Here is a 26,512-nt window from a genome sequence, read left to right on the forward strand (position 1 = left end):
GTTGAAATAGAAATAAAGTTTTATGAAGATATTGGGGAATATATAGTAAGACATCGAACTTCTTCCTGTGAAGTTAGGAAAAGTTCTATATTGTTAGTATAAATTACCATGAGCATGTTGCCCATGATAATTTATACCGATACCGCCTGATTAGCTTTCACTGTATCATTATCGTAACAACTCTAAAGATAGAGTGCAATAATGGAAGTTTTCCAATTTACGATGGTTGTTTTTCTGTTGAACGAGAAAATAGTATTTCCAGCAAAATTGCCATTACAGATCCAAGAACGAGACCGTTACTTAAAAATGATGCTAGAAATGGTGGGAGTGTAGAAAATGCTCCTGCTGGAACGAACATAACGCCGATGCCTGTAAAGATTGAAAGCCCTGCTACTTTAAATAATCGTTCTTTATTCTGCACCGTTTCGTATTCGCGGAAGGCAAGACCGATCATGCTTGCAAATACAGGATAAATGGCAGCGTATCCAACTGCGACAGGTATCGCCGCAAAGAATGAAGTAATCTTTGGGAATATACTAACGAGAATAATAAAGCTTGATCCTAACATAAATGGGAGTCGTTTATAAATGTTAGTCGTTGCAATAAAGCCTGCTGATCCAGAAATAGCGACAGGTCCAATCGCTGAAAAAAGACCTCCTAGTAATTGATTTATTCCTGTTATAATGCCGGCTTGTTTGAAACGATCTGGTGCAGTATTCTCTTCATATTTAGAAACAACCTTTTGCACAACACGAATGCTTGCTAACATATTTGTTAGAAGTAGTAGTGTAACGAAAACAACCGTAATGGCCATGTTCCATTCAATACGAGGCATTCCGAAAACAAATAGAGACGGAAAACGGATTATATCTGTCACAGGTGTTACTGGATTAGATAATCCGAAGCATGCGAATAATATCCAGCCGCAGACGATACTGAAAAGAACTGAATATTGTCCAATAATAGGTAGCTTCATGATGAAAAAGGATAGTAAAATAACAATCAGTGATAGAATAAATACGTCAGCTTGTACTTCTGTATGTTGTCCGTCAAGACCGAACATTCCTTTTAAGAAGGACCCACTAAGTTGCGCGACAAGAAGAAATAAATACGTTCCAATGACTGTCGGTGTAAAATAGCGAACTAGTTTATCGATAAGTCCAAAAACACTAAGAATAATACAAATGATTCCGCTTAATAGGAAGGCATATTGAAGGACTTTAAGCGTTTCATTGCTTGATCCAAATAATACGACGCCTAAACTTGCATAAAGGGAGAAAATCCCCCACCAAAGTCCTGCAGGACCTTCTTGAATAGGAAGTTTATGCCCAAATATAGCTTGCAGTAGGCCAGCAAACCCAAGAACAAATAATGTTCTTTGTACGAATGCAATAGCTTCAGCACCATCGAGGCCGTAACTAGTTGCGACGCTAATTGGTACGATAAGGCTCCCAGCTAAAATAAATAGTGCCCATTGTAAGGCGGAAAGAAATGTTTTCATTATATCAACCTCTTTCATAGATTCCGTATCTAGTATATATGTATTTCATTTCCGCTGGCAAAGATTGTAGAGAAAGAAAAGAGTTGAAACACGATATGAATGCACGTAAGCAATTATGGATAGCAGTTATATGTATGACCTTTGTTGTAATTCTAGGAACGTTAGGATTTATGACGATTGAAGAGATTAGTTTATTTCAAGCATTTTGGATGACGATGATTACTGTATTAACTGTTGGATACGGAGATGCTGTTCCTGTAACGCAAGCAGGGAAAGTATTTGCACTCCTTATTATACCTGTTGGTGTCGGTATCGTTACGTATGCAATTGGTGTAGTGGCAGCTATGATTATTGAAGGAAATTTATTTCACGCAGTGCGGAGGAAGAAGATGGATAAACAAATAGCGCAGTTACAAAATCATATTATCGTATGTGGTTGTGGTAGAGTCGGGCTTCAAGTTGTACATGAATTGCAAGAAAAGAAAATTCCATTTGTTGTCGTGGATAAAGATGAAAGTATATTAGAGAAGGAAAAACTTTTGTATGTACACGGAGATGCAACGGAAGACCGAGTGTTACATCATGCTGGAATCTCAAGGGCAGCTGGTTTAGTTGCTATCGTAGCAAATGATGCTGAAAATGTATTTATTACATTAACAGCAAGGGGATTAAACGATGCAATTAAAATTGTGGCAAGAGCAGAAAAACCAGAAACCGAAGACAAATTAAAGAGGGCTGGCGCAAATAAGGTGATTAATCCATCTAGCATGGCAGGAGTTCATATTGCAAAAGGTATTGCGAATCCGCTAACAGTTCATTATATTGATACAGTACTGTATGGGATGGAGCAGTCATTTGTAATTGAAGAGATTGCAGTCGGCGAGGGCTCTGTTTTAGCTAGTAAATCGTTACTCGAGAGTGATGTGAGAAATCAATTTGATGTAACAATTTTAGCGATTTTGAGAAATGGGAATGTTATACATAATCCAACGGGGCAGGAAAAACTACAAGAACATGATATGATAATAGTATTTGGTTCAGTAGAGAAGCTGGGACAATTTGAGAAAGAACTACAAAGTAAGAGGTGACAAGGAATGCAAATATCAAGTGATAAAGTTTTAAATAAAATGGCGAATGAAATTGCAAAGGCAAAAAGCAGTGAAGGGCAAAAATCAAAAGAGCATTTATTAGTTGTGCGTGCTTTATGCGATTTACTATTAGATGAACAGGTTGAATCTTCTACGTATAGAGAGCCACAAATTCAATCACAAATCATCGGATCGCAACCAATAACGATGCAACCAATCACATCGGTTTCTGATGAGCCTGTATATATAAAAGAAAGTGATGCAAACGGTAATTCTTTATTTGATTTTTAGAAGATAAATCGTTTGGCTTATATGAAAAAATTGCTTATGATAAAGGTAAAAAAGGGGAATTAAGATGAAAATTTTCTTTTTACTAGGTTGTATTGCGGCAGGACTAGCTGTTGCTTTAGGAGCTTTTGGAGCACACGGTTTAGAAAATAAAGTTTCTGCAAAAATGTTAGAAGTTTGGAAAACAGGCGTTACATATCAAATGTTTCATGCAGGTGGACTATTCGTAGTTGCTTTATTGATGGATAAAATTCAATCATCACTTTTAACTACTGCTGGCTGGCTTATGGTAGCTGGAATTATTATGTTTTCAGGCAGTTTGTATGCATTAAGTACGACAGGTATTAAATTCTTTGGCCCAATTACACCTCTTGGTGGCGTAGCGTTTATTGTGGCATGGATCTTAGTCGGAACTGCAGTTGTAAAAGGATTATAAAAAACAAAAGCTGGCATATGCCAGCTTTTGTTATGGTCTTGGAGCATAAGTTGCTTGTTGACTAGGTAAATACGTAATTTCTTCTGGGAATTCCACATAATCTAAGTAAATCATTAATAGTAAATAACGTTTCCCTGATTGCGGCTCACTAATTACGATATGGTCACGGCCAGCTGCTTCGATAATCCCTGTATAAGATTGTGTACCGAGCGAACTGCCACGCTCATAAGTCATTACAACCGTAGCTTGCTTGCCCTTGTTCAAGCGAAGGATATTTTCAATATAGGATTGTTCTAGAGGCAACATGCCTTGAGAAATTGCATATTGAGCTTGCGCAGCTTGAGCTGCTTGTTGTTGCATCGCTTGCTGTTGTTGCTGTTGCTGTTGGGTCATTTGTTGCGGCTGTACGTAAGTTCCAGATGGTTGATAAAATCCAGTTCCGTAATACGGGTTTTGTTGCTGTGCCATTCAAAAATCCCTCCTCATTATCAATCCTTAAAATACGCTAGGACAATCCGCGCCAGATGGCTGAAAGAAGCAGTGCTTTTTAAAGCGACCAGAGTTTTGTTGATTATACCAAGTTGGAGGACAAGGGCCTTCCGGTCTAAAAAACCATAAGGAAAAGTTGGCTGGCCAAAAACGTTGTCCTTGAATTGTTCGCCTTGCTAATGCGATATCTTGCTCCCTTGCTCGTTGATAAAAATATCCTTTTTGCGTTGCCTCAAAACCACCAGGGTTTTGATACACCATTTGACGTAAATTACGTATTTTTTTAAAATCTAAACAATTTCCGCGGACACGATTTACCCCAACATTTCCGACCATTAACATCCCCTGTTGTCCTTCTCCTTCAGCTTCAGCACGCATCAATCTAGCTAATAACTTAACATCTTCTTCGTTATAAGCAATAACACCCATTATGTGTCACCTCTCTTTTTGGAATACCTTGTGGAAAGAGGTTTATCTCTAGATGAAGTGTGTAACAATTACTAGTTCATACGTATGAGGAAAAGGACTCAGATATGACAACCAAACGAAGTTTTACATGGAGAGAGGAAAATAAAAAAGCTGGCGTGAGCCAGCTTTTTTATTAAAATACTTTAGACCATAAGTTTGAGAAGAAATCTCCAATAGAGCGCATTGATAATACAAACCAATTTGCTTTTTCAACTTCTTCTGTCGTTTTTGCAGTAACTTTCATACTTTTACTACCGTCTAAGAAACCATATTTATCAGTTGATTTTAAAGTAATTGAGCCTACTTTGGCATCTTTCTTAATAGGAGCAACTAAATGTCCATCTTCAACGAGGGATTTATCTACTTCAGTCCCGATTTTATAAGGATCTTTACTACCTTTTTTCGCAATTACTGTTATTTCTTTTTCCGGTGTAACAGTGACTTGATCTTCTTTCCCTTTTACTACAGAGATTGTATTGTTTTTATCCACTTTTAGTTTTTGTTTCTCGAAATTATTAAATCCGTATTCAATTAATTCACGAGATTCAGTGAAACGCTCGTCCATTGATTTTGTTTTTATAATTACTGAAATAAGGCGCAAGTCACCACGTTTTGCTGTAATAGTGAATCCGTATCCAGCAGTATCAGAACTACCAGTTTTTAAGCCATCTGTTCCTTCATAAGAGAAAGCCGCACCTGGCAACATCCAGTTCCAGTTTTCCATACGAATTGGTTTCGGATGATTATCTGGGAAGTTTCTAAATCTTTGTTTTGTATCCTCTAGCATTTCTGGATACTTTGTAATCATTGCTTTTGAAAGCATACCCATATCGCGAGCCGACATGGAATTTTCTCCATTCGGATCAGTTCCTTCAGGATGTTTTCCTTTTAAGTCAGCGTTATTTAACCCAGTAGCATTTACAAATTTATATTTCTTTAACCCTAGTTTTTTTGCATGTTCATTTGCAAGATTTAAGAAGTTTTTCTCACTTCCTGCAAGAAGTTCTGCTAAGGCAATACTAGATCCGTTTGCAGAGAAGATAACGATAGAATGATATAGTTCTCTTACAGTATATTGACGTCCCTTTTCAAATGGCACGTTAGAGAATTCATTATTACGTGAAACTTCATAAGCGTAATCGGAAATGTTTACCTTTGTATCCCAAGTGATTTTTCCTTCTTTAATTGCTTCTAATACGGCATAAACAACAATTAATTTTGACATACTAGCGATAGCTAGTAATTCATCTGGATTTTGTTCATGCAGTATTTTTCCTGTATCTGCATCAAATAGAAGTGCAGCAGCTGCCTCAATGTTTATTTTTTCTTCCGCATGGGATGTTGTTACTCCTAAGGAAGAAATTGACAATAGAAGCAATAGTAAAATAGACAAGATTTTCTTCATATACATTATCACCTTCGCATCGTTATTAGCATGTAGCTCGTACCATTTTAGCATAAATTTGGATATAGAAAGGTTACAATTTTGTAAGGTATTTGAAAGGGATTTGTCGATTTTTGTTCGAATTTGCGGAGAAAAGAAGTTTTTTGAGGAGAAATATAGAGGGTAATAAAAAAAGGAACGAATTTCGTTCCTTTTTATGATCTATATGTGTAAAAATTTCTCTACCTTTTCGTCTGGTAAAATGTTTCCAACGAAAAATGTTCCGAATTCACCATAACGAGCACTTACTTCATCGAAGCGCATTTCATATATAAGTTTTTTAAATTGAAGAACATCGTCAGCGAATAATGTTACGCCCCACTCAAAATCGTCGAATCCAACAGACCCTGAAATAACTTGGCGTACTTTACCTGCATACTGGCGACCAATTTTACTATGACTGTACATCATTTTTTTACGCTCTTCCATAGGAAGCATGTACCAGTTGTCATCACCTTGGCGACGCTTGTCCATTGGATAGAAGCAAATGTGATTTGCTTTTGGTAGTTCTGGATATAAGCGAGCTAAGATTTGTGGATTTTGGTATGGATCTTCATCAGCTGGAAGGTAGTTGCTTAGTTCAACAACAGATACGTAAGAGTATGTAGGAACCATATATTCAGCTAATGTTGTTTTATTCAACTCTGTCTCAATTTCATTTAACTCTTCCATTGTTGGACGTAAAATCATAAGCATAATATCAGCTTTTTGGCCAACAACTGTATACATTGCATGACTGCCTTTTTTTGCAGTAGCTACTTCGTTCCATTTTTCAACGACATTTAAAAATTCAGACACAGCTTGTCCGCGTTCGTCGCTAGATAAAGTTTTCCATGCAGCCCAATCAATAGAACGTAAATCATGTAAACAATACCAGCCATCTAACGTTGTTGTTGCTTCACTCATTCTATTCACCTCAGTTAATGATAGTTTTACACGTTAACTATAGCATATATAGTTTTAAAATCATCTATATAAAGCCTTGGCGCATAAAATTGTCACATTTAAATTTACTTGAAAATAAGAAGAGATAAGGGTTAAAGGGGATTTATTTCTATGCTGAATTTTATGAAAATATAATCATTTTCATTTTATCTATTTTTTGGGAGCTATAAGTTTAAAATAGAGAGGAAAAGCAGTATTCTTAAAGATAGAGTTTTTTTTAACATATGTAGGAGGGTTTATTCGTGAGCAACTTATTTACAACAGTAAAAGAAAAAGTTCAAGGAAAAGGCATTTCTATCGTACTTCCTGAAGGAACTGATGAAAGAATTTTAGGCGCTGCAGAGCGTTTAGCAAAAGAAGAGTTAGTAAAGCCAATCTTAGTTGGTAATAAAGAAGAAATTAGCGCAAAAGCTGCTAGCATGAATTTAACATTAGCAGGCGTTGATATTTTCGACCCAGCTACATACGAAGAAATGGATGCAATGGTAGCATCTTTCGTTGAACGCCGTAAAGGTAAAGCAACTGAAGAAGACGCTCGCAAAATCCTTAAAGACGAAAATTACTTCGGTACAATGCTTGTATACATGGGCAAAGCACACGGTTTAGTAAGTGGTGCAGCTCACTCTACAGCTGATACAGTTCGTCCAGCACTTCAAATCATCAAAACAAAACCAGGCGTTACAAAAACTTCTGGCGTATTCATCATGGTGCGTGAAGAAGAGAAATATGTATTCGCTGATTGCGCAATTAACATTGCACCAAACAGCCAAGATTTAGCTGAAATTGGTATCGAGAGTGCGAAAACAGCTGAACTATTCGGTATTGATCCACGCGTTGCTATGTTAAGCTTCTCTACAAAAGGTTCTGCGAAATCTCCAGAAACAGAAAAAGTTGTAGAAGCAACTCGCATTGCAAAAGAAATGGCTCCTGAATTAACTTTAGATGGAGAATTCCAATTCGATGCTGCATTCGTACCATCTGTAGCTGAGAAAAAAGCTCCAGGTTCTACAATTAAAGGTGATGCTAACGTATTCGTATTCCCAAGCTTAGAAGCTGGTAATATCGGCTACAAAATCGCTCAACGCTTAGGTAACTTCGAAGCAGTAGGACCAATCTTACAAGGTTTAAACATGCCTGTAAATGACCTATCTCGTGGATGTAACGAAGAAGAAGTGTACAAGTTAGCTTTAATTACAGCAGCTCAAGCACTTTAATTCTATAATGAATTGAAATAAAGACCGTCGCTATTATAGCGACGGTCTTTATTTTTCTAAGCCAAGTGCTTTATTGTTACGATCAATAATGCGCTGTAAATTCGTCTCATATAAAGGTATTTCATCTATTGTTAATTGAGATGGTGTTAACTTTGGCGCGAATTGCTGCAATGTTTTTAAAAGGCGCATCATTAAATCTTGTACTGTAATGGTTTCGCCAAGTAATTCTGAAAGTGAAGCCATCGTGCTCGGTACAATTTCAGGATACGTAAAGCGTGTTTCTTCTCCTTGAATGGCTAGGTTGTAGAAATCGCGAACGAGTGCGGCACGTTCAGAGCCACTTCCTGTAGCGCATAGATAAATTTGGACAGCGACACCGCCGCGAATACGGCGCTGTGAAATACCAGCAAATTTTTGATCGCGAATACTTAAATCGTAGCTACCAGGACAGTAAGAACCAACGATTTCTTTTGCCTCGATTGTAACATCATAATCCTTTAACATTTCCTGAATTAAATGCCACATTGTATCGTATCCAAGATCAATATCGATGCCTTTTTCCGTCTCTTGGAATAAAAGTGATACGTTTAAAACACCTTCATCCAGTACGACTGCAAGTCCACCGGAATTACGGACGATAACATTGAAGTTGTTTTCCTTTAAAAAGGAAATGCCTTCTTCTAAGTGTGGTAGGCGTGAATCTTGAATGCCAAGAACAATTGTATTGTGATGAACCCAAGAACGCATTGTTGCAGCTGATTGACCATTTCCAATGCTTGTGCACAGTGTGTCATCCATTGCGAACGACTGCAATGCATGGAATGTTGGTCCCAAACTAGACTGATCTACAATACGCCACTCTGGCTGAGATAAAATGGAACGGGAATTGCTCATATAACTAACCCCTTATCTTTAAAATGACAATCTCTATTATAGCAAAAATATAGAAAGTAGTTTTAGGGAGAAATCTTACTAAATTGTAATGTTGTTGTAAGGAAAGTAAATTGGTTAAACTAGCTGCGATAGTTAAGCTAAGAGATGTAATTATGATTTTAGGAGGAATACAAATGAAAAAAGTGAAATTAGGACTCGTAGCGATTATGTCAGCAACAGTATTTAGTGGTTGTTCTATTATGGATATGATTGCACCACAGGCAACGGGTGTTGTTATGTACGGTGATGAAACTGGCGTTCAAAAAACAATGGATCAATATAAAGATAAAATTGAATCTCAAAATAAATTTGAAGCAAAACTAGGTACTGTTAATGAGAAAAAGGTTTTAATTATGAATAAAACAACAGCTGAAAAGATGGTAAAAGAAAACATGCTGAAAAAAGTCGTGAAAGAAGATGTGGAACCACTTAAAGCATTGCCGGCTATTTCTGATGAAGCTGGAATCGTATTTGCTAAAGAGGAACAAAAAGATGTAGTAATTTCTGGAAAGAAAATGAAGTATGAAGGTAATGTAGTAATTGGTGATGCACGCAAATATACAGATATGTATGCAGTTGTTAGTGATACGGAATATGCAAAAATAAGTGAACCGGTAAAAACAATTGGTTTAGCAGCCTTTAAAGAAAATCCAAAGGAAAAAATTTTCCCAGATATAAAGAGAGATTCGAAAGTAGAAGAAGCACATATGGTTGAAGTAAAATAAAAAAGGATGCATTACATGCATCCTTTTTATTCTGCAATTTTTTCTAAATTACCGTTTCGATCCATTCGGAAAGATGTTTGAGATCGTTCTTCGTCATCCATGACTGCCAACTTACGAGCGCGGTTCATAATGTTCATAAGTGTTTCGTAATCTTCTTGTACAGTATGAGATTGTTTTTCTAATTTTTCTAGTTTCTTTTCTAGTTCTTCATTTCGAAGGATTTGTGATTTAATTTCTTGTTTCAATCTCGTATTCTCGTTTTCAAGAGCTGTCACTTTTATATTGGAAGATCCGACTGTTTGTAAAAAATAAATAACATCTTGCATTGTCATAGAGCCTTTTGCAGCAGGAACGGTAGTTTCTTGATATGGAATAGTTTCTTTATATTGTACAATTGATTCCTCTTGTACGAATTCTTCATAATCAGTTATCGAATCTGAAGCTGGTGGTGTATAAAGTAAACGTTTTTTCGCTTGTTCACCGCTTGCAGCACGCATTTTATCTTTACGATGTTTTTTTGCTAGTTGAAGAGCTTGTTCATAGCTATAGCGAACAACAGCATTCCAACGGAAACCACAGGCAGCCGATGTACGATTTAACCTGTCTCCTACTTCTTCAAATGCATTTAATTGTGTACTTCCTTCTCGAACGTGACGAAGTACAGTTTCAGCAAGTAATAAATCATCCTCATCTGTCCAAGCATCTTGTCTTACTTTCATAGATTCAACTCCCTTTCTTTTTATGAACTTCCTATTTTTATAATGGGCAAAAAAATGAGCTTTTATACAAAGCTTTTAAAAATATGGTAGATTTCGATGAAAGGTATAAATTTTGCCAAGAATGACGGAAGCTTCTGTAGGAGAGCATATAAATATGTAGCATTATAGGAGGAAAGAGCGTCTCAAGGAAACTTGCAACGAGCTTCAAAGAGCGGTAAAATACCATTTAGTGTTTATTTTTAAATGTACTTGAGAAAAGTTTAAAATAGAGGAAGTGTTATATAATGGGAAACGAATTTCGTGTGTGTGATGATTGTCAGGCAACGAACGTTAAAACGTTGATTCCGAAGCTAAAAAAAGTAGATTCATGTGCAACGATTGAAGTTGCATGTCAGTCTTACTGTGGTCCTGGTCGTAAAAAATCATTCGCATTTGTAAATAATCGTCCAGTTGCGGCGCCAACAGAAGACGAATTAATTGTAAAAATTGAAGCAAAGTTAAAGAAGTAAGAAAAAGAAGAGTGAACAGATTACTCTTCTTTTTTTATGCCCAAAAGAGGAAGCGTTTATTCTGTGGAAGCTTAATTGATGATAATAATAGTTAATGACAGATAGGCATTATCTATTTATTAAAGTCTCAACCTATATGAATTTGTATTTCAAAATAATGGTTGACAGTCTTTTGAAGCGATAGGTAGAATAGAAGGTGTCTGATTCTGATAATCATTATCAGGAAAAGGGCGATTTATTTAATTTTTTTATTACTATTTGAGAATAAATTTCATTTCGTTAAATTAAATATATGTTGTTGGTTAGGATGGTTGAGGGATGGAAGCGAGCGCAAGGAGTATAGAACAGCAAGATGTGAATGTTAAAGAGATTAAGAGCAGGCCGCTCATTGCTTCTATTATTTTAGTAGCAGGTACAATTTTGTTAGCTTTAAGCATGGCATTGTCTATTTCGTTTGGTGCTGCAGATATTAGTTTAAAGACTGTATGGCAAGCTGTATTTCAGTTTGACGGTTCTATTACGCATCATAACGTAATTCAAGAACTTCGTATGCCTAGAGCAATAGGGGGCGTAGTTGCAGGTGCCTTTTTAGCGGTATCAGGGGCAATTATGCAAGGCATGACGCGAAATCCACTTGCTTCTCCATCGTTAATGGGGATTACAGATGGGGCTGTATTTGGAATTGCGATTATGTATGCATTCTTCCCTAATTCACCTTATTTAATGTTCGTTATCGCATCTTTTATTGGTGCTGCGTTTGGAGCGAGCATTGTATATGGAATTGGATCTTCTTCACCAGGTGGATTAACGCCTGTGAAATTAGCTTTAGCAGGTGCAGCAATTAGTGCTTTATTAGGGGCCATTTCATCTGGAATTGCGCTATATTTCAACCTTGCCCAAGAGGTGAGTATGTGGAATGCAGGCGGAGTTGCTGGCGTGAAATGGGAAAGTATTAATATGTTAGTACCAATTGGTCTAGTTTGTCTCTTTATTGCAATTATAATGTCGAGGTATATTACAATTTTAAGCTTCGGTGAAGAAATTGCGATAGGACTTGGTCAAAATACGACGCTAATTAAGTTTATCGGAACGGTGCTTGTTCTTGTGTTAACAGGTTCTGCAGTTTCTATGGCAGGATCGGTTGGATTTGTTGGTCTTGTAATCCCGCATATGACTCGTTTCCTTGTAGGCTCAGACTATAGATGGGTTATTCCATGTTCTGCGGTCTTAGGCGGGCTGTTAATTGAATGTGCAGATATGTTATCTCGCGTTATTAATCCGCCGTTTGAAACGCCAATTGGAGCAATTACAGCACTAATTGGGGTTCCATTCTTCCTCTACTTAGCACGTAACGAAGGGAGAGGGAAAATGTGAGGACAAGTGTCTTAACAAAAAAGAACGTTTCTATTTTAACAATTTTAGTAGGATTAATCGTTACTGTATTTTTAGTGAGTTTAAATACAGGGACATTTAAAATACCCCCAATGGACGTATTAAAGTCATTGGTTGGACTTGGGGCTGAAGATCAGTCTGTTATTTTATTTGAATTCCGTATGCCGCGTATGGTTATTGCTATATTAGTTGGATCTGCTTTAGCTATGTCAGGGGCGATTTTGCAAGGATTATCGCGAAATCCACTTGCTGATCCAGGTATTATCGGTATTAACGCTGGAGCGGGGTTAACAGTCGTTATCTTCGTCTACTTTTTCTTCGGAAAAGTTGGGACTGGTACATTTTTATCTGTATTTATCCTTCCTTTCTTCGCGTTAGTTGGAGCGATATTAGCAGCGGTTATAATTTATTTACTAGCATGGAAAGACGGCGTTTCATCAACGAGATTAATACTTGTCGGTATCGCTGTTGCAGCCGGGTTTGGTGCTGTTAGTTTAATTTTTTCTATGAAGATGACATCTAACGATTTCCGTTTTGCTACGATTTGGTTAGCAGGAAGTTTGTGGGGCACAGATTGGAAGTTCGTACTAAGTGTACTTCCGTGGATGGTTATTTTCTTGCCACTTGCAATTAGTAAGGCACACATATTAAATGTAATGAACCTAGGCGACTCCACAGCTGTTGGCCTTGGATTAAATGTAGAAAAAGAAAGACGTAAATTATTATTTATTGCAGTTTGTTTAGCTGGTGCATCTGTTGCTGTTGCCGGAGGAATTGGTTTTATCGGTTTAATGGCTCCGCATTTGGCGAGGCGCCTTGTTGGTGGTAAACATCAAATTATGCTGCCTACCGCTGCACTAATAGGAACGTTTTTGCTTTTATTCGCAGACGTAATTTCAAGAAGTGTGTTAACAACTTCAGAAATACCGGTCGGTCTTGTTATTTCTGTAATTGGTGCACCGTATTTTATATACTTACTTATGAGGACAAAATAAAGGGAGGCTTTTTGTATGGCAACTTTAGCAGTTGATGCGGTATCTGTTGGCTATAATGAAGGGTTAATTATTGATGGATTAACAGTTGAAATTCCGGAAGGGAAAATTACAACAATTATTGGACCAAATGGTTGTGGGAAATCCACATTATTAAAAACGGCTTCTCGTATTTTGAAGGCGAAAAAAGGTACTGTTTATCTTGACGGAAAAGCAATTGAAAAACAGCCAACGAAAGAAATCGCAAAGAAAATGGCGATTTTACCACAGACTGCAGAAGTGCCAACTGGCCTTACTGTGTTTGAACTCGTTTCATATGGACGCTTTCCTCATCAAAAAGGATTTGGAACATTGAAAGAAGAGGATTATCGCTACATACATTGGGCGCTTGAAGTGACAGGAATGACAGAATTCGCAAACCGTCCTGCAGAGGCGTTATCAGGTGGGCAACGTCAACGCGTATGGATTGCGATGGCTCTTGCACAAGGGACAGAATTACTCGTATTAGATGAACCGACAACGTACTTAGATATGGCTCATCAATTAGAAGTATTAAATTTATTGAAAAAGTTAAATGAAGAAGAAGGTAGAACGATTGTTATGGTTATCCATGACTTAAACCATGCTTCTCGTTTCTCAGATCATATGATTGCATTAAAAGCAGGTAAGTTAATGAAACAAGGAACGCCAGATGAAGTGATGACAAGTGAAACACTTCGCAGTGTATTTGAGATCGAAGCTCAAATTGTTCCATGTCCAGTAAACTGTAAGCCAATTTGTTTAACATATGATTTAGCGATGATTAGTAATCAATTGCGTAAAAAGGCATAAGTAGAATCCCCCTCGTAAAGAGGGGGGCTTCTAATGGACGTTGAGCTTCTTATTAGTAAATAGGAAGTTGAACACCCGTTAGAACGGGGCATAAACAACAATTAATAAATATATATTGATTAATTGTTAATCTTGTTTCTTATAGTTCACTGTAACGTATAAGAGAAATACAGCTAGAAGGAGTGGGAACATGAAGAATTTTAAAATGGCGTTATTAGCAATGGTACTAGTCGTTACTTCTGTACTATTTGCAGCTTGTTCTAACAAAGAAGAGAAGAAAGCAGATGCGAAGGATGCGAAGACTGAAGAGCGCACTGTACAACATGCAAAAGGGGAAATTAAAATCCCTGCAAATCCAAAGAAAATTGCTGACCTTAGTGGTTCAACAGAAGAATTATTAATCTTTGGTATGAAACCAATTATTACTGCTAATACATCTCAAGAAAAAATTGATGCACATATTGAAAAGAAATTAAAAGACGTAAAACCAGTTGGTTCTGCTTGGGGCGATAAAATTAACATCGAAGCAGTAGCTGCTGCAAAACCAGACTTAATTCTTGTAAACAATCGTCAAGAAAAGATCTATGATCAATTATCTAAAATTGCACCAACAGTTATGTTAAAAACTCCATTAGACCAATGGCGTCCAAAATTCGAAGAAGTAGGTCAAATCTTCGGTAAAGAGAAAGAAACGAAAGAATGGTTCAAACAGTATGATGAAAAAGCAAGCAAATTACATGACAAAATCGTTGCGAAAACTGGCGATGCTAAATTCATGAAAATGGCTGCATATCCAAATGCTTTCCGTGTATACGGTGACTACGGTTACGGTAGCGTAATCTTTAACGATTTAAAATTACCAGCAGTTAAAGGTACACCGACGGATAAACCATTAGTACAAGTACAAAAAGAAGCTTTAATCGATTACAATCCAGATTACTTATTCGTATTTACGACTGGTGACGGTTCTCAGCGTCTAAAAGAATTCCAAGAAGAATCAATTTGGAAAAATATGAACGCTGTTAAAAACAACCATGTATTTACAATTAAAAACGAAGACCTAAACAAAGGTTACTTCCCTCTAGGTAAAGAAATGATCTTAGATGAAGTTGCTGAATTCGTTTTAGGTAAATAATGTATAAAAAGAAATCACTTTTACTCTGGTAAAAGTGATTTTTTCTTTATATAAGGGCAATTAATATAGTCTTTCGTTTCTTTCTGTTTCCTATTTCGTTTATAATATATAGTAAGAATGCAGTAAAGAAAGGGGGATGTCGGAAGGTGGTATATTTAAACGACAAACTCAGCGAAACAAAAGTGTTTAAAGACCCGGTACATAAATATGTGCACGTGCGCGATCGCGTTATTTGGGATTTAATCGGAACGAAAGAATTTCAACGCTTGCGCCGTATTAAGCAGCTTGGAACGACATTTTTTACATTTCACGGTGCGGAGCATAGTCGCTTTACTCATTCGTTAGGTGTATATGAAATTATTCGTCGTATGATTGATGATGTGTTTGATGGCAGACCGAATTGGAATGCTGAAGATAGATTGTTATGTTTATGTGCGGCATTACTTCATGATGTCGGTCACGGCCCGTTTTCTCACTCGTTTGAAAAAGTATTTTCATTAGATCATGAGAAATTTACGCAAAAGATTATCGTTGGAGATACGGAAATTAATCGCATATTAAGTCGTGTGGATAAAGATTTTCCGCAAAAGGTAGCCGATGTAATCGGAAAAACATCTACTAATAAATTAGCGATTAGTATGATTTCCAGTCAAATTGATGCTGATCGTATGGACTATTTATTAAGGGATGCGTATTTCACTGGCGTAAAGTATGGAAACTTTGATATGGAACGTATACTGCGTGTCATGCGTCCGTACGGCAATCAAGTAGTTATTAAAAATAGTGGTATGCATGCTGTTGAGCATTATATTATGAGTCGTTATCAAATGTATTGGCAAGTATATTTCCACCCGGTAACGCGCAGTGCCGAAGTTATTTTAACGAAGATCTTACATCGTGCAAAATCATTGCACGAGAAGTATTATACGTTTAAAAACCACCCGGTTCATTTCTATTCTTTATTTGAAGAAGAAGTAACAGTAGAGGATTATTTAAAGTTAGACGAGAACGTTATGTATTATTACTTCCAAGTATGGCAAGACGAAGAAGATCCAATTTTAAGTGACTTATGCCGCCGTTTTATGAATCGAAACCTATTTAAATACGTAGAGTTTACAGATAAGCACGGTTTAGATAATTGGATGGAATTAAGTAGCTTATTCAAAAAGATTGGACTTGATCCAGAATACTATTTAGTAGTTGATTCAACATCAGACTTACCGTACGACTTTTACCGTGCTGGCGAAGAAGAAGAGCGTCTGCCAATCTTACTTCTTATGCCAAATGGAGAGCTTAGAGAGCTTTCACGTGAATCGGATATTGTTGAGGCGATTACTGGTAAGAAGAGAAGGGATCAAAAATTATTCTATCCGCATGATTTAATCTATGAAGATGGAAGAAAAGGAAAATATAAAGAGAGAATCATCGAGTTACTAGAAGGAAAAAAATAAGAAGCAGCTAAGGGCTGCTTCTTATGAAAGAACTTGAAATTATTTGTCGCTTAAGCGTTTTCCGCCAACTGCATAATGGTTTTTAGACATTTCTTCGATGAAAACAACGATGTTTTCTTCAGGAGCACCAGTTGTTTCGCTTACTGCTGCTGTTACTTTCTCAGCAAGAGCTTTCTTTTGTTCCTCTGTGCGTCCTTCTAGCATTTTCACTGTTACGTATGGCATATATAATCGCTCCTTTTATGTAAGTTACAATCTTATTATAGCGGATTATGGGGAAGAACAATCGAAAAAACAAATATTTTCTTTTTTTGATATATGGAAGGGAACGTTGCAACCATTATCATTGCACACAAGGATAGATTTGTTTGGGATAGGGTTGCATAGTTTCTTCATAAAATCGGAGTGGAAATCACTGTTGTTCATAATGAAAAATTATCTCCACAAAAAGAACTTGTTCAAGATTTGTTATCTATCATTCGTGTATGTAGTTGTAGGATATATGATTGAGAAAATACAAAAAATGTCGAGGGTAAAGAGATATGAGAAGAGCATATTTTATAGAGATACGACCGACAAATGAACAAATAACCAAGATTAATCAAACGATTGGAGTGTGCAGGTATGTTTACAATCTGTATCTCTCTAAAAGCAAAGAGATGTATGAATCAGATGGGAAGTTTTTGAGTGGATATGGTTTTTCAAAATGGTTAAACAATGTTTATACAAAAGAATGTAACCAATGGATTAAAGCGGTATCTAGTAAAGCGGTTAAACAGGCCATTATGAATGGAGACAAAGCTTTTAAAAGATTTTTTCAGGGTTTGTCAGGATTTCCACGTTATAAGAAAAAGAAGAATCAAGATGTGAAATGCTATTTTCCGAAAAACAACAAAACAGATTGGACAGTAGAGAGACATAGAGTAAAAGTCCCAACGATTGGTTGGATGAGGTTAAAAGAATATGGGTATATCCCCAAAGATGCTATTGTAAAAAGTGGAACGATAGGTAAAAGAGCAGGAAGATATTTTGTGTCTGTGCTTTGCGAATTGGAAGAAACAAAAGCAAAGCCAACACTCCATTCGACAGGTTTAGGGATTGATTTAGGGGTGAAGGATTTCGCTGTACGTAGCGATGGAAAAACTCACAACAATATCAATAAAACAGTGAAAGTAAAAAAGATAGAAAAACGGTTAAAACGTGAACAACGCTCTTTATCGCGTAAATTTGAAAATCGAAAAAAGAGAGGTGAACAATCTGTTACTAACAAGAGAGCGAATATAGATAAAAACATTCTTAGGGTGCAAAAACTACATGCTCGATTAGCAAATATTCGACTAGAGTATGTAAAGTCTATTGTAAATGACCTGGTGAAAACCAAGCCAGCGTTTATTACAGTGGAAGATTTGAATGTGAAAGGTATGCTGAAGAATAAACATCTATCTAAAACAATTGCTAAGCAGTCTTTTTATGATTTTAAAGTGTGGCTTTTGACAAAATGTGAGGAATATGGAGTTGAATTACGTCAAGTAGATACATTCTATCCCTCGTCAAAGTTGTGCTCATGTTGTGGTCAAAAGAAAGCAGATTTAAAACTATCTGACCGAGGATATGAATGTAAATGTGGCAATGTAATGGATAGAGATTTGAATGCAGCGATCAACCTTTTACAAGCAAAAGAATATACAATACTAACGTAAATAGTTTGTATATATGTACGGTGGGCTACATCGGAATTTACGCCTGTGGAGTGTTACAGCAAACTGTAGTAGCGAGTTAGTGGCGAGACAGGACACATAGAAGCAGGAATACTCTAAGAATGTACATTTGTTTATATTTTTAGTAGCAGATGAAGCATGGATCAGTTATTTAGATATCCGTTGCACCAAATTCCGTTGGTAGCAATGGCCATTATTATTGCATTATCAGTGCATGAATTTGCGCATGCATATGTTGCATATAAATTTGGAGACGATACAGCAAAGAAGCAAGGCCGTTTAACATTATCACCGATGGCACACTTAGATCCTATCGGGATGATTGCTGTATTAATTCTTGGTTTTGGTTGGGCAAGACCGGTACCAGTTAATCCGTATAATTTTAAAAGACCGCGTCTCGCAGGAATATTAGTTTCTATTGCGGGACCAATTAGTAACTTAATTTTAAGCGCAATCGGTTTAATTATTTGGTATAGCTTATTAAAATTTGGTGTATTATACTCGATTCCATCTGCAGTAGCAGATACGTTAGCTCAATTTTTCCAGATTTTTATTATGTTGAATATCGTTTTACTTGTCTTTAACTTATTACCAATCCCACCACTTGATGGATATCGCGTAGTGGAGGATTTAGCACCAACAAATATTCGTGCGAAAATGACACAGTATGAAAAATATGGAGCGATAGCGTTATTAATTCTTGTTATTACACCGCTTAGCAATTACACAATCCAGCCTATTTTTAATGTTGTTATTCCGTATGTATTAATATTTTTACAGAATATCATTGCGCCTATTTTCGGCCTTTAAACGAGGAGGAGCTTACATATGACAGAGAAAAAGAAAAAAATCGGTTTTAATATCGTGAAAAATGATTCAACAGATGGACATGGTGGTTTTGGCGTTGGGTCATTAAGTCTAGAAAACATTTCACCAGTATTTGTTGATGTACTAGAGAAAACAGCATTCGTTGATATCGGTGCGATGCATGCGCGTAGTACAGTAGAAAAAGGTATTAAGTTTTTAACAAATAAAGATGAGGTTCCAAACGGAAAACCATTTTGGCTTGTGTGGGTAACGATTGAAAGAACTGCGACGGGAGCTTATTATGCAGGTGTAACAGCTTGTGAAATGACAGTTGACCGTGAAATTCGCCGTGGATATAAATCACTTCCAGAGCACGTAAACAAAATGGATAAATCAATGAAGCGTCACATTATGGTTGACCATATGGATGAATCATCTAAAAAAGTACTTGGTACGTTCTTGAAAGAACATAATGAAGCAATTTGGAACGAATCTAGTGAAGAATTGCGCCGTGCATTATTAAGTGAATAAAAAATAGCTGACGGATGCCCGTCAGCTATTTTTTTACCAAGGAAGATATTTTTTCCACCAACTTGTTTTTTTCTTTTCCTCAGTTGTCTTTTCAAATTCTTCTTTATCATCAACATGATCCATACAATATTCAGTTGGTTCTGTACCTTTTGCGAAATACATTTTCACTGAAATTGGACAGTTCTTTGTAGCGATTTTTCCGTTTTCAGGGTTAATATCGACTGCAACGACGTCACTTGGTTGTTTAAACTCTTTTTTAGGTTGTCCATCTAAGCCTTTTTCCATCGTATCGGTCCATATTCTTTTTGCATATCCTTGTTCTGCTACATTTGAAATCGATTTAGGTTGATCGTATCCAACCCATACACCCGTTACGATTTGTGGGGTAAATCCAATCATCCAACTATCTGTTTCAGTAGAACCAGATTTTCCGGCATATGTTCTTGATAGTTTTGATAACATTGATTGACCAGTTACAGCAGCATAACTGCTTAGCTTTTTATTAAACATGCCTGTCATCATTTCTTCCATCACAAACGCTTTGCTCTTATCGAGAATTTGTTTACTCTCCAAATGAGCATCGTACAACATATTTCCTTCATGATCCATAATGCGGCGAATGAAAATCGGCTTTACTTCTTTTCCACCATTTGCGAACATGCTATAAGCGTTAACCATTTCAATTGGTTTTACAGGAGATGTACCGAGAGCAAGAGAAGGGACGTCCTTTAATGCACTCTTAATTCCGAATTGTTTCGCTGTTTTTGTAAGAATGTCGTCGCCTAAAAATAAATTGGTCTTCACGGCATATACATTATCAGAGACCGCAAGAGCTTGTGCCATTGTTACAAAATCATCCGCATAATAGTCTTTATAGTTTTTCGGTTTATACTTTGAAACACCGTCACCTAAAGTAAATACAGTGTATTCGCTTTTTAGGCGCGTAGCAGGCGTAAATCCTCGTTCTAATGCCGCATAATATAGGAATGGCTTAAATGTAGAACCAGGCTGTCGAGCGGCCTGTGTAGCCCTGTTAAATTGACTCGTATTATAATCCGTCCCGCCAACAAGGGCAGCTACTTCCCCTGTTTTTGGATTCATAGAGACGAGCGCCGTTTGTATGTTTGTTGTGTCAGGTATGTGATCTTTCACAGCTTGCTCTGCTACCGCTTGTAATTTCGGGTCTAGCGTTGTATAAATGCGCAGACCACCTTTTTGTAATGCTTGTTCATCTAATCCGATATCACGAAGAAGGGAAGCTTGTACAGCATCTTGGAAATAAGGCGCAACCTCTGCCACTTTCTTCGTATCTAATGAGGCAAAAGTTAGCGGCTCTTTCTTCGCTGAAGTTGCTTGTTTCTTCGTAATATAACCTTGCTCTACCATTTCATCTAATATGAGAGATTGTCTTCCTTTCGCACGATCCTCTTTTAAAAAGGGAGAATAGACACTAGGTCCTTTTGGGATACCTGCGAGCATGCTAGCTTCTGCTAACGTTAATTCTTTTGCAGTTTTATCGAAATATAAACGGGACGCAGCTTCGATTCCGTAAGCACCATGTCCGTAATAAATTGTATTTAAATATCCTTCTAAAATATGATTTTTATTATAATTTACCTCAAGGCGAATTGTGTACATCGCTTCTAATAGTTTACGTTTCCACGTTTTATCATGATCTAAGTATAGGTTACGAGCATACTGTTGTGTAATCGTACTAGCGCCTTGGACTTTTGCCATCGCTTTTAAATCGGCAACAATCGCACCAGCGATACGCTTCATATCAAAGCCGTGATGTTTGTAGAATCGTTGATCTTCGATAGATAGTGTCGCCTCTTTTACGTAAGGAGAAATTTCATTGAGAGATACATTGTAACGTTTTTGCATTTCATTACTTTGTCCGATAACAGTGTCATCATTAGCGTAAAAGACACTTGTTTGCGGGACAGCAACAGGAGGAGGTCCCATAATTTTTGCAACTATAATAATAACAAAAAAGGAAAAAACGAAAAAAAGAACAGAAGAAAACATTACGGTGAAGAAAAGACGTTTATATTTTTTAAGTTTCGGATTCATAGTTTGATTCATCTTTTTCAGCCCCTCATCATACAAACATTATTGTATTAGTATTGAGGGTTTTCGGTTATTTTAAACAATGAAATTTTGAAAACAAAAAGCTCCTTCAATTAAGAAAGGAGCTCAAAGGCACGTGCTGGCCAATCGGTAATAATGACATCTACGCCATAATCAATCATAGTTTGTAAATCTTTGTATTCGTTAATGGTATAAGGGCGGAAAACGTATCCTTGATTTTGTGCAAATTGAACGAATTCTTTTGTTAATAATTGAAAGTTTGGGTGTAAACCAGTTGCTTCTCTATTTTTTGCTTCAGCAATAGGGTCAGCAAGTGGTACATCATATAAAATTGCTCTCGGGATTTCAGGAGCTATTTCTGCTAATAATGAAACAGATTCGTGGTTAAATGACGAAAATACTATTTGATTAGACAGATGGTATTCTCGAACGAGAGCAACAGCCTTTTCTTCAATATTTGGATAGTGAATAACATCCGTTTTTAACTCGATGTTGAGCTGTAACTTTGTTGTAGATAACCAAATGAATACTTCGCGTAACGTCGGAATTTTTGCTTCATGGAAAGAAAGGTCTTTATAGCTACCAGCATCTAAAGCTTGTAATTCCGCTACTGTTTTTTCAGAAACAAGACCGATGCCATTTGTTGTACGATCTACCGTTTCATCGTGAATCACGACAAGTTCACCATCTTTTGATAGGTGGACATCAAGTTCAATTCCATGGGCGCCAATACGTTCCGCTTCTTGGAAGGCAATCATCGTATTTTCTGGATGTGTTCCTTTTACCCCGCGGTGGGCGAAAATAAGTGGTTTATTCATACGGAAATCTCCTTATCGTTTCTTTTCTTTCATTATGAAACTGCTTCTGAAAAAATACAATTGAACAGGATAAACATTTACAAAAGTCTAACAGTTGCATAAAAGTTAACGTTAACGTAAAATGTAATAATCGAGTGAAGGGAGGAATAAACATGTATAAAATTGATGAAGTCACAAAGCAAGTTGGTTTAACAAAACGTACACTTCGTTATTATGAGGAAATTGGTTTAATTCATCCCCCTGAACGTAGTGAGGGGAACATTCGCCTGTATACAGACGAGGATATCGCCAGAATTAAAAAAATTGTGGAAGCGAAAGAAGTGTTAGGGATTACGCTTCAAGAAATGCAACATTTCTTATCGTTAAAAGAAAGAATGGAGCAAAGAAGAAATAGTGAGAATCCTCGTGACCGCGAAGTTATTCAAGAAATTAAAGAGATGCTTGAACAACAAGTGCAAACGCTAGACGAGAAAATGGAGCAGATGCAGCGTGTAAAGGCAGAACTTGAAGATAGCTTACATCGTGCAGTGACATTTTTAGAGAGCACAAAAGGAGAATGATTAAAATGGAGAGCAAGCAAAAATTAGGGAGATTGATTACAGTAGTGGCTACCTTCCTTGCCTTTTCAGGTATAGGGGTAGTCGACCCAATCTTACCAAGCATCGCTGAGCAAATTGGTGCATCGCATTGGCAAGTAGAGATGTTATTTACAGCATATATTTTAACGATGGCAATTATGATGTTACCAGCTGGAATATTCGCATCGAGATTTGGTGATAAACGAATGATGACAATCGGACTTGCAATCGTGACTGTATTTGCGTTTATATGCGGTATATCGCAAACGATTGCTCAATTATCTCTTTTCCGCGCTGGGTGGGGATTAGGAAATGCAATGTTCTTCGCAACGGCGATGACATTATTGATTGCATTAAGTAAAGAAGTTCATGAAGCAGTAGGATTGTATGAAGCAGCTATCGGTTTAGGGATGGCAGGAGGACCGTTATTAGGCGGAGTATTAGGTGGACATTCTTGGCGTTACCCATTTTTTGCGACGAGTATTTTAATTTTCTTAGCATTTATTTTAGTTTTCTTTTTTGTAAAAGAACCAGAGCGAAAAGTGAAGCGTAAGGCGGCAGGCGTAGGAGAATTACTTAACTTAGTTAAATATAAACCTTTTATGCAAGGTGCGATTTCAGGAATGTTATACTACTACGGATTTTTCGTTGTGTTAGCATATTCACCACTTATTATGCATTTATCTGCTATTCAATTAGGATTTGTATTTTGTGGATGGGGCTTAGCGTTAGCTTACGGTTCTGCAATTTTAGCCCATAAGTTAGAAGGGAAATATGAGCCGAAAACATTGTTGAAAGGTAGCTTACTCATATTTGCGCTGTTCTTAATCGCACTATTCTTTGTGAAAGTTATGTGGTTACAAATTGTATTAATTGTTCTATCAGGATTAGCATCTGGATTAAATAATGCATTATTTACAAGTTATGTAATGGATATTTCACCTTATGAAAGATCTGTTACATCAGGTGTTTACAACTTCGTTCGTTGGTTAGGCGGCGCGATTGCTCCCATCTTATCAGGAATTATCGGCCACACTGTTTCACCGCAAAGTCCGTTTTTAGTCGGTGGAATTGTTGTGTTAGTCGGTTGTGTAATGATTTTAATTCCAATTCGAAAACCGGTAGAAGTAGAGAGAAAAGCCCTTTCTTAAGAAAGGGTTTTCTTTCCTATTACAGGGCAATCCCTTTTCTTATATATGTTAGAACCCTCTGACTAAAATATATTTTCGGTATTTTTGTACTTTTAACTATACTTTTTGGATGTTTTGTTTTATTTTTGTTAGGGGACATTAATGATGTCCCTATTATAAATTTGCATTGAAAGGCGTGATTGTACGATGGAACTATGGTTCACTGAAAAACAAACAAAACATTTTGGGATTACGGCGCGTATTAACCGCACATTACATACGGAGCAAACAGAATTCCAAAAACTTGATATGGTTGAAACGGAAGAGTTCGGAAACATGCTTGTTTTAGATGGCATGGTTATGACAACAGAAAAAGATGAGTTCGTTTATCATGAAATGGTAGCGCACGTACCTTTATTTACACATCCAAACCCTGAAAACGTATTAGTTGTAGGTGGTGGCGATGGTGGTGTTATTCGTGAAGTGTTAAAACACCCAAGCGTAAAGAAAGCAACTCTTGTTGAAATCGATGGAAAAGTAATTGAGTACTCTAAACAATACTTACCATCAATTGCAGGCGCATTAGATAATGAGCGTGTAGAAGTAAAAGTAGGAGACGGTTTCCTACACATCGCAGAAAGCGAAAATGAATATGACGTAATTATGGTAGATTCTACTGAACCAGTAGGACCAGCAGTAAACTTATTTACAAAAGGCTTCTACGCTGGAATCTCTAAAGCGTTAAAAGAAGATGGTATTTTCGTTGCACAAACGGACAACCCTTGGTTTACACCTGAACTAATTACAACTGTGTTTAAAGACGTAAAAGAGATCTTCCCGATTACTCGTTTATACACAGCGAACATTCCAACTTACCCAAGTGGTCTTTGGACGTTCACAATTGGATCTAAAAAACATGATCCATTACAAGTAAGTGAAGAGCGTTTCCACGAAATCGAAACGAAATACTACACAAAAGAATTACACAATGCAGCATTCGCATTGCCGAAATTTGTTGGCGATCTAATTAAATAAGAGAATCGTATCGAACAAATAAAGTGTAAGTAGCTCATTTAAGGTGTTTGTCCAGAAGACTTGAACATGCTAGCTACTTACACTCCTATAAAGAAAATCGTCTTCTTGTTATGAAACAGAAGACCCGGTAAATCGAGAAAGAGGAGCAGCTCGCTCCAAATTTGAGAAATAATGAAAGGTTGGGATACCTTAAGTTCCACATAAGGAGGAAAAGAATATGCGTTTTGATGAAGCTTATTCAGGTAAAGTATTTATTAAAAGTCATCCAAGTTTTGAAGAGTCAAAGGTAGTTATTTACGGGATGCCTATGGATTGGACAGTAAGTTACCGTCCAGGTTCTCGCTTTGGCCCTGCACGTATTCGTGAAGTATCAATCGGTCTTGAAGAATATAGTCCATATTTAGATCGTGAACTAGAAGAGGTAAAATATTTTGATGCGGGTGATATTCCATTACCATTCGGAAACGCACAACGCAGCTTAGACATGATTGAAGAGTATGTATCAAAACTTTTAGATGCCGATAAGTTTCCACTAGGTCTCGGCGGTGAGCACTTAGTGTCTTGGCCAATTTTTAAGGCAATGGCAAAAAAATATCCGGATTTAGCAATCATCCATATGGATGCTCATACTGATTTACGTGAGTCGTATGAAGGGGAGCCTTTATCCCACTCTACACCTATTCGTAAAGTGTGCGATTTAATTGGTCCGGAAAACGTATATTCTTTCGGTATTCGTTCTGGAATGAAGGAAGAATTCGAATGGGCAAAAGAAGTAGGTATGAACTTATATAAATTTGACGTATTAGAACCGTTAAAAGAAGTATTACCGAAACTTGCAGGACGCCCAGTTTATGTCACAATTGACATTGACGTATTAGACCCAGCTCACGCTCCTGGAACAGGAACATTAGAAGCTGGAGGTATCACATCTAAAGAATTATTAGATTCCATCGTAGCAATTGCAAATTCAAATATAAATGTAGTTGGAGCAGACTTAGTAGAAGTAGCTCCTGTCTACGACCATAGTGATCAAACGCCAGTCGCAGCAAGCAAATTCGTGCGGGAAATGCTGCTCGGTTGGGTAAAATAAAAGCGGAAGCGGCTCGCTCAGAATGTGAGGGAGATGGAGCTTCAGACGTAGAGGCGTTTTTTGCCTCGAAGGAAGAAGCGAAGCCACCGATCATTCTAGCTGCTGCAGCTAGATAAAGTAAAAGTGAAGCCGACTGTTTAGACCCGGTGTCTAA

The 26,512-nt window shown here is 37.1% G+C and carries 29 protein-coding genes and 1 pseudogene; 20 read left to right on the forward strand and 10 right to left on the reverse strand.

Translation table 11 applies throughout. From position 1 onward, the window contains the following. Positions 1-217: 217 nt before the first annotated feature. Entirely contained in the window at positions 218-1,501 is a 1,284-nt protein-coding gene (locus tag ACUXEY_RS14345; protein WP_166704431.1) for a purine/pyrimidine permease, read from the reverse strand. A 95-nt stretch (positions 1,502-1,596) separates the two neighbouring features. On the opposite strand from ACUXEY_RS14345, the gene ACUXEY_RS14350 reads away from it, so the two are divergent. The 3 genes from ACUXEY_RS14350 to ACUXEY_RS14360 all read left to right on the forward strand — a co-directional run bounded on the left by ACUXEY_RS14350 (position 1,597) and on the right by ACUXEY_RS14360 (position 3,313). Beyond that, a complete protein-coding gene (locus ACUXEY_RS14350; RefSeq protein ID WP_461300988.1) occupies positions 1,597-2,589 on the forward strand; it encodes a potassium channel family protein in 993 nt (330 codons plus the stop codon). 6 nt (positions 2,590-2,595) lie between these two features. Next, positions 2,596-2,880 (forward strand): YwdI family protein, encoded by a 285-nt coding sequence (locus ACUXEY_RS14355; protein WP_376906468.1) that lies wholly within the window; start codon positions 2,596-2,598, stop codon positions 2,878-2,880. A gap of 64 nt (positions 2,881-2,944) precedes the next feature. Further along, the gene (locus ACUXEY_RS14360; RefSeq protein WP_144614839.1) at positions 2,945-3,313 is read left to right on the forward strand and encodes a DUF423 domain-containing protein; all 369 of its coding nucleotides are present in this window, start codon (positions 2,945-2,947) and stop codon (positions 3,311-3,313) included. 30 nt (positions 3,314-3,343) lie between these two features. Here ACUXEY_RS14360 and gerQ read toward each other — a convergent pair whose 3' ends face one another. From gerQ to hemQ, 4 genes are all read right to left on the reverse strand, one after another. Then, complete coding sequence (gene gerQ / locus ACUXEY_RS14365) at positions 3,344-3,781, reverse strand: spore coat protein GerQ (RefSeq protein ID WP_048527999.1); 438 nt, start codon at positions 3,779-3,781, stop codon at positions 3,344-3,346. 27 nt (positions 3,782-3,808) lie between these two features. Then, a complete protein-coding gene (cwlJ, locus tag ACUXEY_RS14370; RefSeq protein WP_166704433.1) occupies positions 3,809-4,231 on the reverse strand; it encodes a cell wall hydrolase CwlJ in 423 nt (140 codons plus the stop codon). A gap of 172 nt (positions 4,232-4,403) precedes the next feature. Next, positions 4,404-5,681, reverse strand: coding sequence for a serine hydrolase (locus ACUXEY_RS14375; protein ID WP_461300966.1), 1,278 nt, complete (start codon positions 5,679-5,681; stop codon positions 4,404-4,406). 195 nt (positions 5,682-5,876) lie between these two features. Further along, positions 5,877-6,620, reverse strand: coding sequence for a hydrogen peroxide-dependent heme synthase (gene hemQ / locus ACUXEY_RS14380; RefSeq protein ID WP_461300967.1), 744 nt, complete (start codon positions 6,618-6,620; stop codon positions 5,877-5,879). A gap of 281 nt (positions 6,621-6,901) precedes the next feature. Here hemQ and pta point away from each other — a divergent pair, with 281 nt between their 5' ends. Continuing rightward, entirely contained in the window at positions 6,902-7,873 is a 972-nt protein-coding gene (pta, locus tag ACUXEY_RS14385) for a phosphate acetyltransferase (protein ID WP_074593902.1), read from the forward strand. 48 nt (positions 7,874-7,921) lie between these two features. Here pta and ACUXEY_RS14390 read toward each other — a convergent pair whose 3' ends face one another. Next, entirely contained in the window at positions 7,922-8,767 is an 846-nt protein-coding gene (locus tag ACUXEY_RS14390) for a lipoate--protein ligase family protein (RefSeq protein WP_000071956.1), read from the reverse strand. Positions 8,768-8,940: 173 nt separating this feature from the next. On the opposite strand from ACUXEY_RS14390, the gene ACUXEY_RS14395 reads away from it, so the two are divergent. Beyond that, on the forward strand, positions 8,941-9,531 hold the full coding sequence (locus ACUXEY_RS14395) for a lipoprotein BA_5634 family protein (RefSeq protein WP_461300968.1): 591 nt from the start codon (positions 8,941-8,943) through the stop codon (positions 9,529-9,531). A 26-nt stretch (positions 9,532-9,557) separates the two neighbouring features. On the opposite strand, the gene ACUXEY_RS14400 is transcribed toward ACUXEY_RS14395, so the two are convergent. Further along, complete coding sequence (locus ACUXEY_RS14400; protein ID WP_166704436.1) at positions 9,558-10,250, reverse strand: RsfA family transcriptional regulator; 693 nt, start codon at positions 10,248-10,250, stop codon at positions 9,558-9,560. 284 nt (positions 10,251-10,534) lie between these two features. On the opposite strand from ACUXEY_RS14400, the gene ACUXEY_RS14405 reads away from it, so the two are divergent. The 6 genes from ACUXEY_RS14405 (at position 10,535) to ACUXEY_RS14430 (ending at position 16,560) form a co-directional block, all read left to right on the forward strand. Next, a complete protein-coding gene (locus ACUXEY_RS14405; protein WP_000526074.1) occupies positions 10,535-10,759 on the forward strand; it encodes a YuzB family protein in 225 nt (74 codons plus the stop codon). A 318-nt stretch (positions 10,760-11,077) separates the two neighbouring features. Further along, positions 11,078-12,133 (forward strand): FecCD family ABC transporter permease, encoded by a 1,056-nt coding sequence (locus ACUXEY_RS14410; protein WP_048528004.1) that lies wholly within the window; start codon positions 11,078-11,080, stop codon positions 12,131-12,133. Beyond that, positions 12,130-13,146: a FecCD family ABC transporter permease gene (locus ACUXEY_RS14415; protein WP_076541340.1), complete on the forward strand. Its 1,017-nt coding sequence runs from the start codon at positions 12,130-12,132 to the stop codon at positions 13,144-13,146. Before ACUXEY_RS14410 ends, ACUXEY_RS14415 begins: the two co-directional genes overlap by 4 nt. Before the next feature lie 15 nt (positions 13,147-13,161). Further along, positions 13,162-13,974, forward strand: a complete 813-nt coding sequence (locus ACUXEY_RS14420; RefSeq protein ID WP_000212064.1) for an ABC transporter ATP-binding protein — start codon at positions 13,162-13,164, stop codon at positions 13,972-13,974. A gap of 190 nt (positions 13,975-14,164) precedes the next feature. After that, positions 14,165-15,109: an ABC transporter substrate-binding protein gene (locus tag ACUXEY_RS14425; RefSeq protein WP_000787739.1), complete on the forward strand. Its 945-nt coding sequence runs from the start codon at positions 14,165-14,167 to the stop codon at positions 15,107-15,109. Between the two features lie 146 nt (positions 15,110-15,255). Further along, positions 15,256-16,560 (forward strand): HD domain-containing protein, encoded by a 1,305-nt coding sequence (locus tag ACUXEY_RS14430; protein WP_144614855.1) that lies wholly within the window; start codon positions 15,256-15,258, stop codon positions 16,558-16,560. A gap of 39 nt (positions 16,561-16,599) precedes the next feature. On the opposite strand, the gene ACUXEY_RS14435 is transcribed toward ACUXEY_RS14430, so the two are convergent. Continuing rightward, on the reverse strand, positions 16,600-16,785 hold the full coding sequence (locus ACUXEY_RS14435; protein ID WP_001147171.1) for a 2-hydroxymuconate tautomerase: 186 nt from the start codon (positions 16,783-16,785) through the stop codon (positions 16,600-16,602). Between the two features lie 93 nt (positions 16,786-16,878). Here ACUXEY_RS14435 and ACUXEY_RS14440 point away from each other — a divergent pair. The 4 genes and pseudogenes from ACUXEY_RS14440 to ACUXEY_RS14455 all read left to right on the forward strand — a co-directional run. Continuing rightward, positions 16,879-17,096 (forward strand): annotated as a pseudogene (locus tag ACUXEY_RS14440) (IS607 family transposase); the annotation flags it as partial. A gap of 6 nt (positions 17,097-17,102) precedes the next feature. Then, positions 17,103-18,260 (forward strand): RNA-guided endonuclease InsQ/TnpB family protein, encoded by a 1,158-nt coding sequence (locus ACUXEY_RS14445; protein ID WP_144614857.1) that lies wholly within the window; start codon positions 17,103-17,105, stop codon positions 18,258-18,260. A 156-nt stretch (positions 18,261-18,416) separates the two neighbouring features. Then, complete coding sequence (locus tag ACUXEY_RS14450; protein WP_144614859.1) at positions 18,417-19,088, forward strand: site-2 protease family protein; 672 nt, start codon at positions 18,417-18,419, stop codon at positions 19,086-19,088. Between the two features lie 18 nt (positions 19,089-19,106). After that, on the forward strand, positions 19,107-19,616 hold the full coding sequence (locus ACUXEY_RS14455; protein WP_144614861.1) for a YwhD family protein: 510 nt from the start codon (positions 19,107-19,109) through the stop codon (positions 19,614-19,616). 33 nt (positions 19,617-19,649) lie between these two features. Here the strand turns inward: ACUXEY_RS14455 and ACUXEY_RS14460 are convergent, their stop codons facing one another. Next, entirely contained in the window at positions 19,650-21,701 is a 2,052-nt protein-coding gene (locus ACUXEY_RS14460; protein ID WP_461300969.1) for a transglycosylase domain-containing protein, read from the reverse strand. Between the two features lie 98 nt (positions 21,702-21,799). After that, entirely contained in the window at positions 21,800-22,525 is a 726-nt protein-coding gene (locus tag ACUXEY_RS14465; protein ID WP_461300970.1) for a glycerophosphodiester phosphodiesterase, read from the reverse strand. A gap of 152 nt (positions 22,526-22,677) precedes the next feature. Between ACUXEY_RS14465 and ACUXEY_RS14470 the strand changes: the two genes are divergently transcribed. From ACUXEY_RS14470 to ACUXEY_RS14490, 5 genes are all read left to right on the forward strand, one after another. Continuing rightward, the gene (locus ACUXEY_RS14470; RefSeq protein ID WP_098880610.1) at positions 22,678-23,085 is read left to right on the forward strand and encodes a MerR family transcriptional regulator; all 408 of its coding nucleotides are present in this window, start codon (positions 22,678-22,680) and stop codon (positions 23,083-23,085) included. 5 nt (positions 23,086-23,090) lie between these two features. Beyond that, positions 23,091-24,254 (forward strand): MFS transporter, encoded by a 1,164-nt coding sequence (locus ACUXEY_RS14475; protein WP_461300971.1) that lies wholly within the window; start codon positions 23,091-23,093, stop codon positions 24,252-24,254. A gap of 186 nt (positions 24,255-24,440) precedes the next feature. Then, positions 24,441-25,268 (forward strand): polyamine aminopropyltransferase, encoded by an 828-nt coding sequence (gene speE, locus ACUXEY_RS14480; RefSeq protein WP_461300972.1) that lies wholly within the window; start codon positions 24,441-24,443, stop codon positions 25,266-25,268. A gap of 217 nt (positions 25,269-25,485) precedes the next feature. Continuing rightward, complete coding sequence (gene speB, locus ACUXEY_RS14485) at positions 25,486-26,358, forward strand: agmatinase (protein ID WP_001209831.1); 873 nt, start codon at positions 25,486-25,488, stop codon at positions 26,356-26,358. Further along, a complete protein-coding gene (locus ACUXEY_RS14490; protein ID WP_000516241.1) occupies positions 26,346-26,474 on the forward strand; it encodes a hypothetical protein in 129 nt (42 codons plus the stop codon). Before speB ends, ACUXEY_RS14490 begins: the two co-directional genes overlap by 13 nt. The last annotated feature ends 38 nt before the right edge of the window (positions 26,475-26,512 follow it).

The organism is Bacillus sp. F9_6S_D1_P_5, from assembly GCF_054823925.1.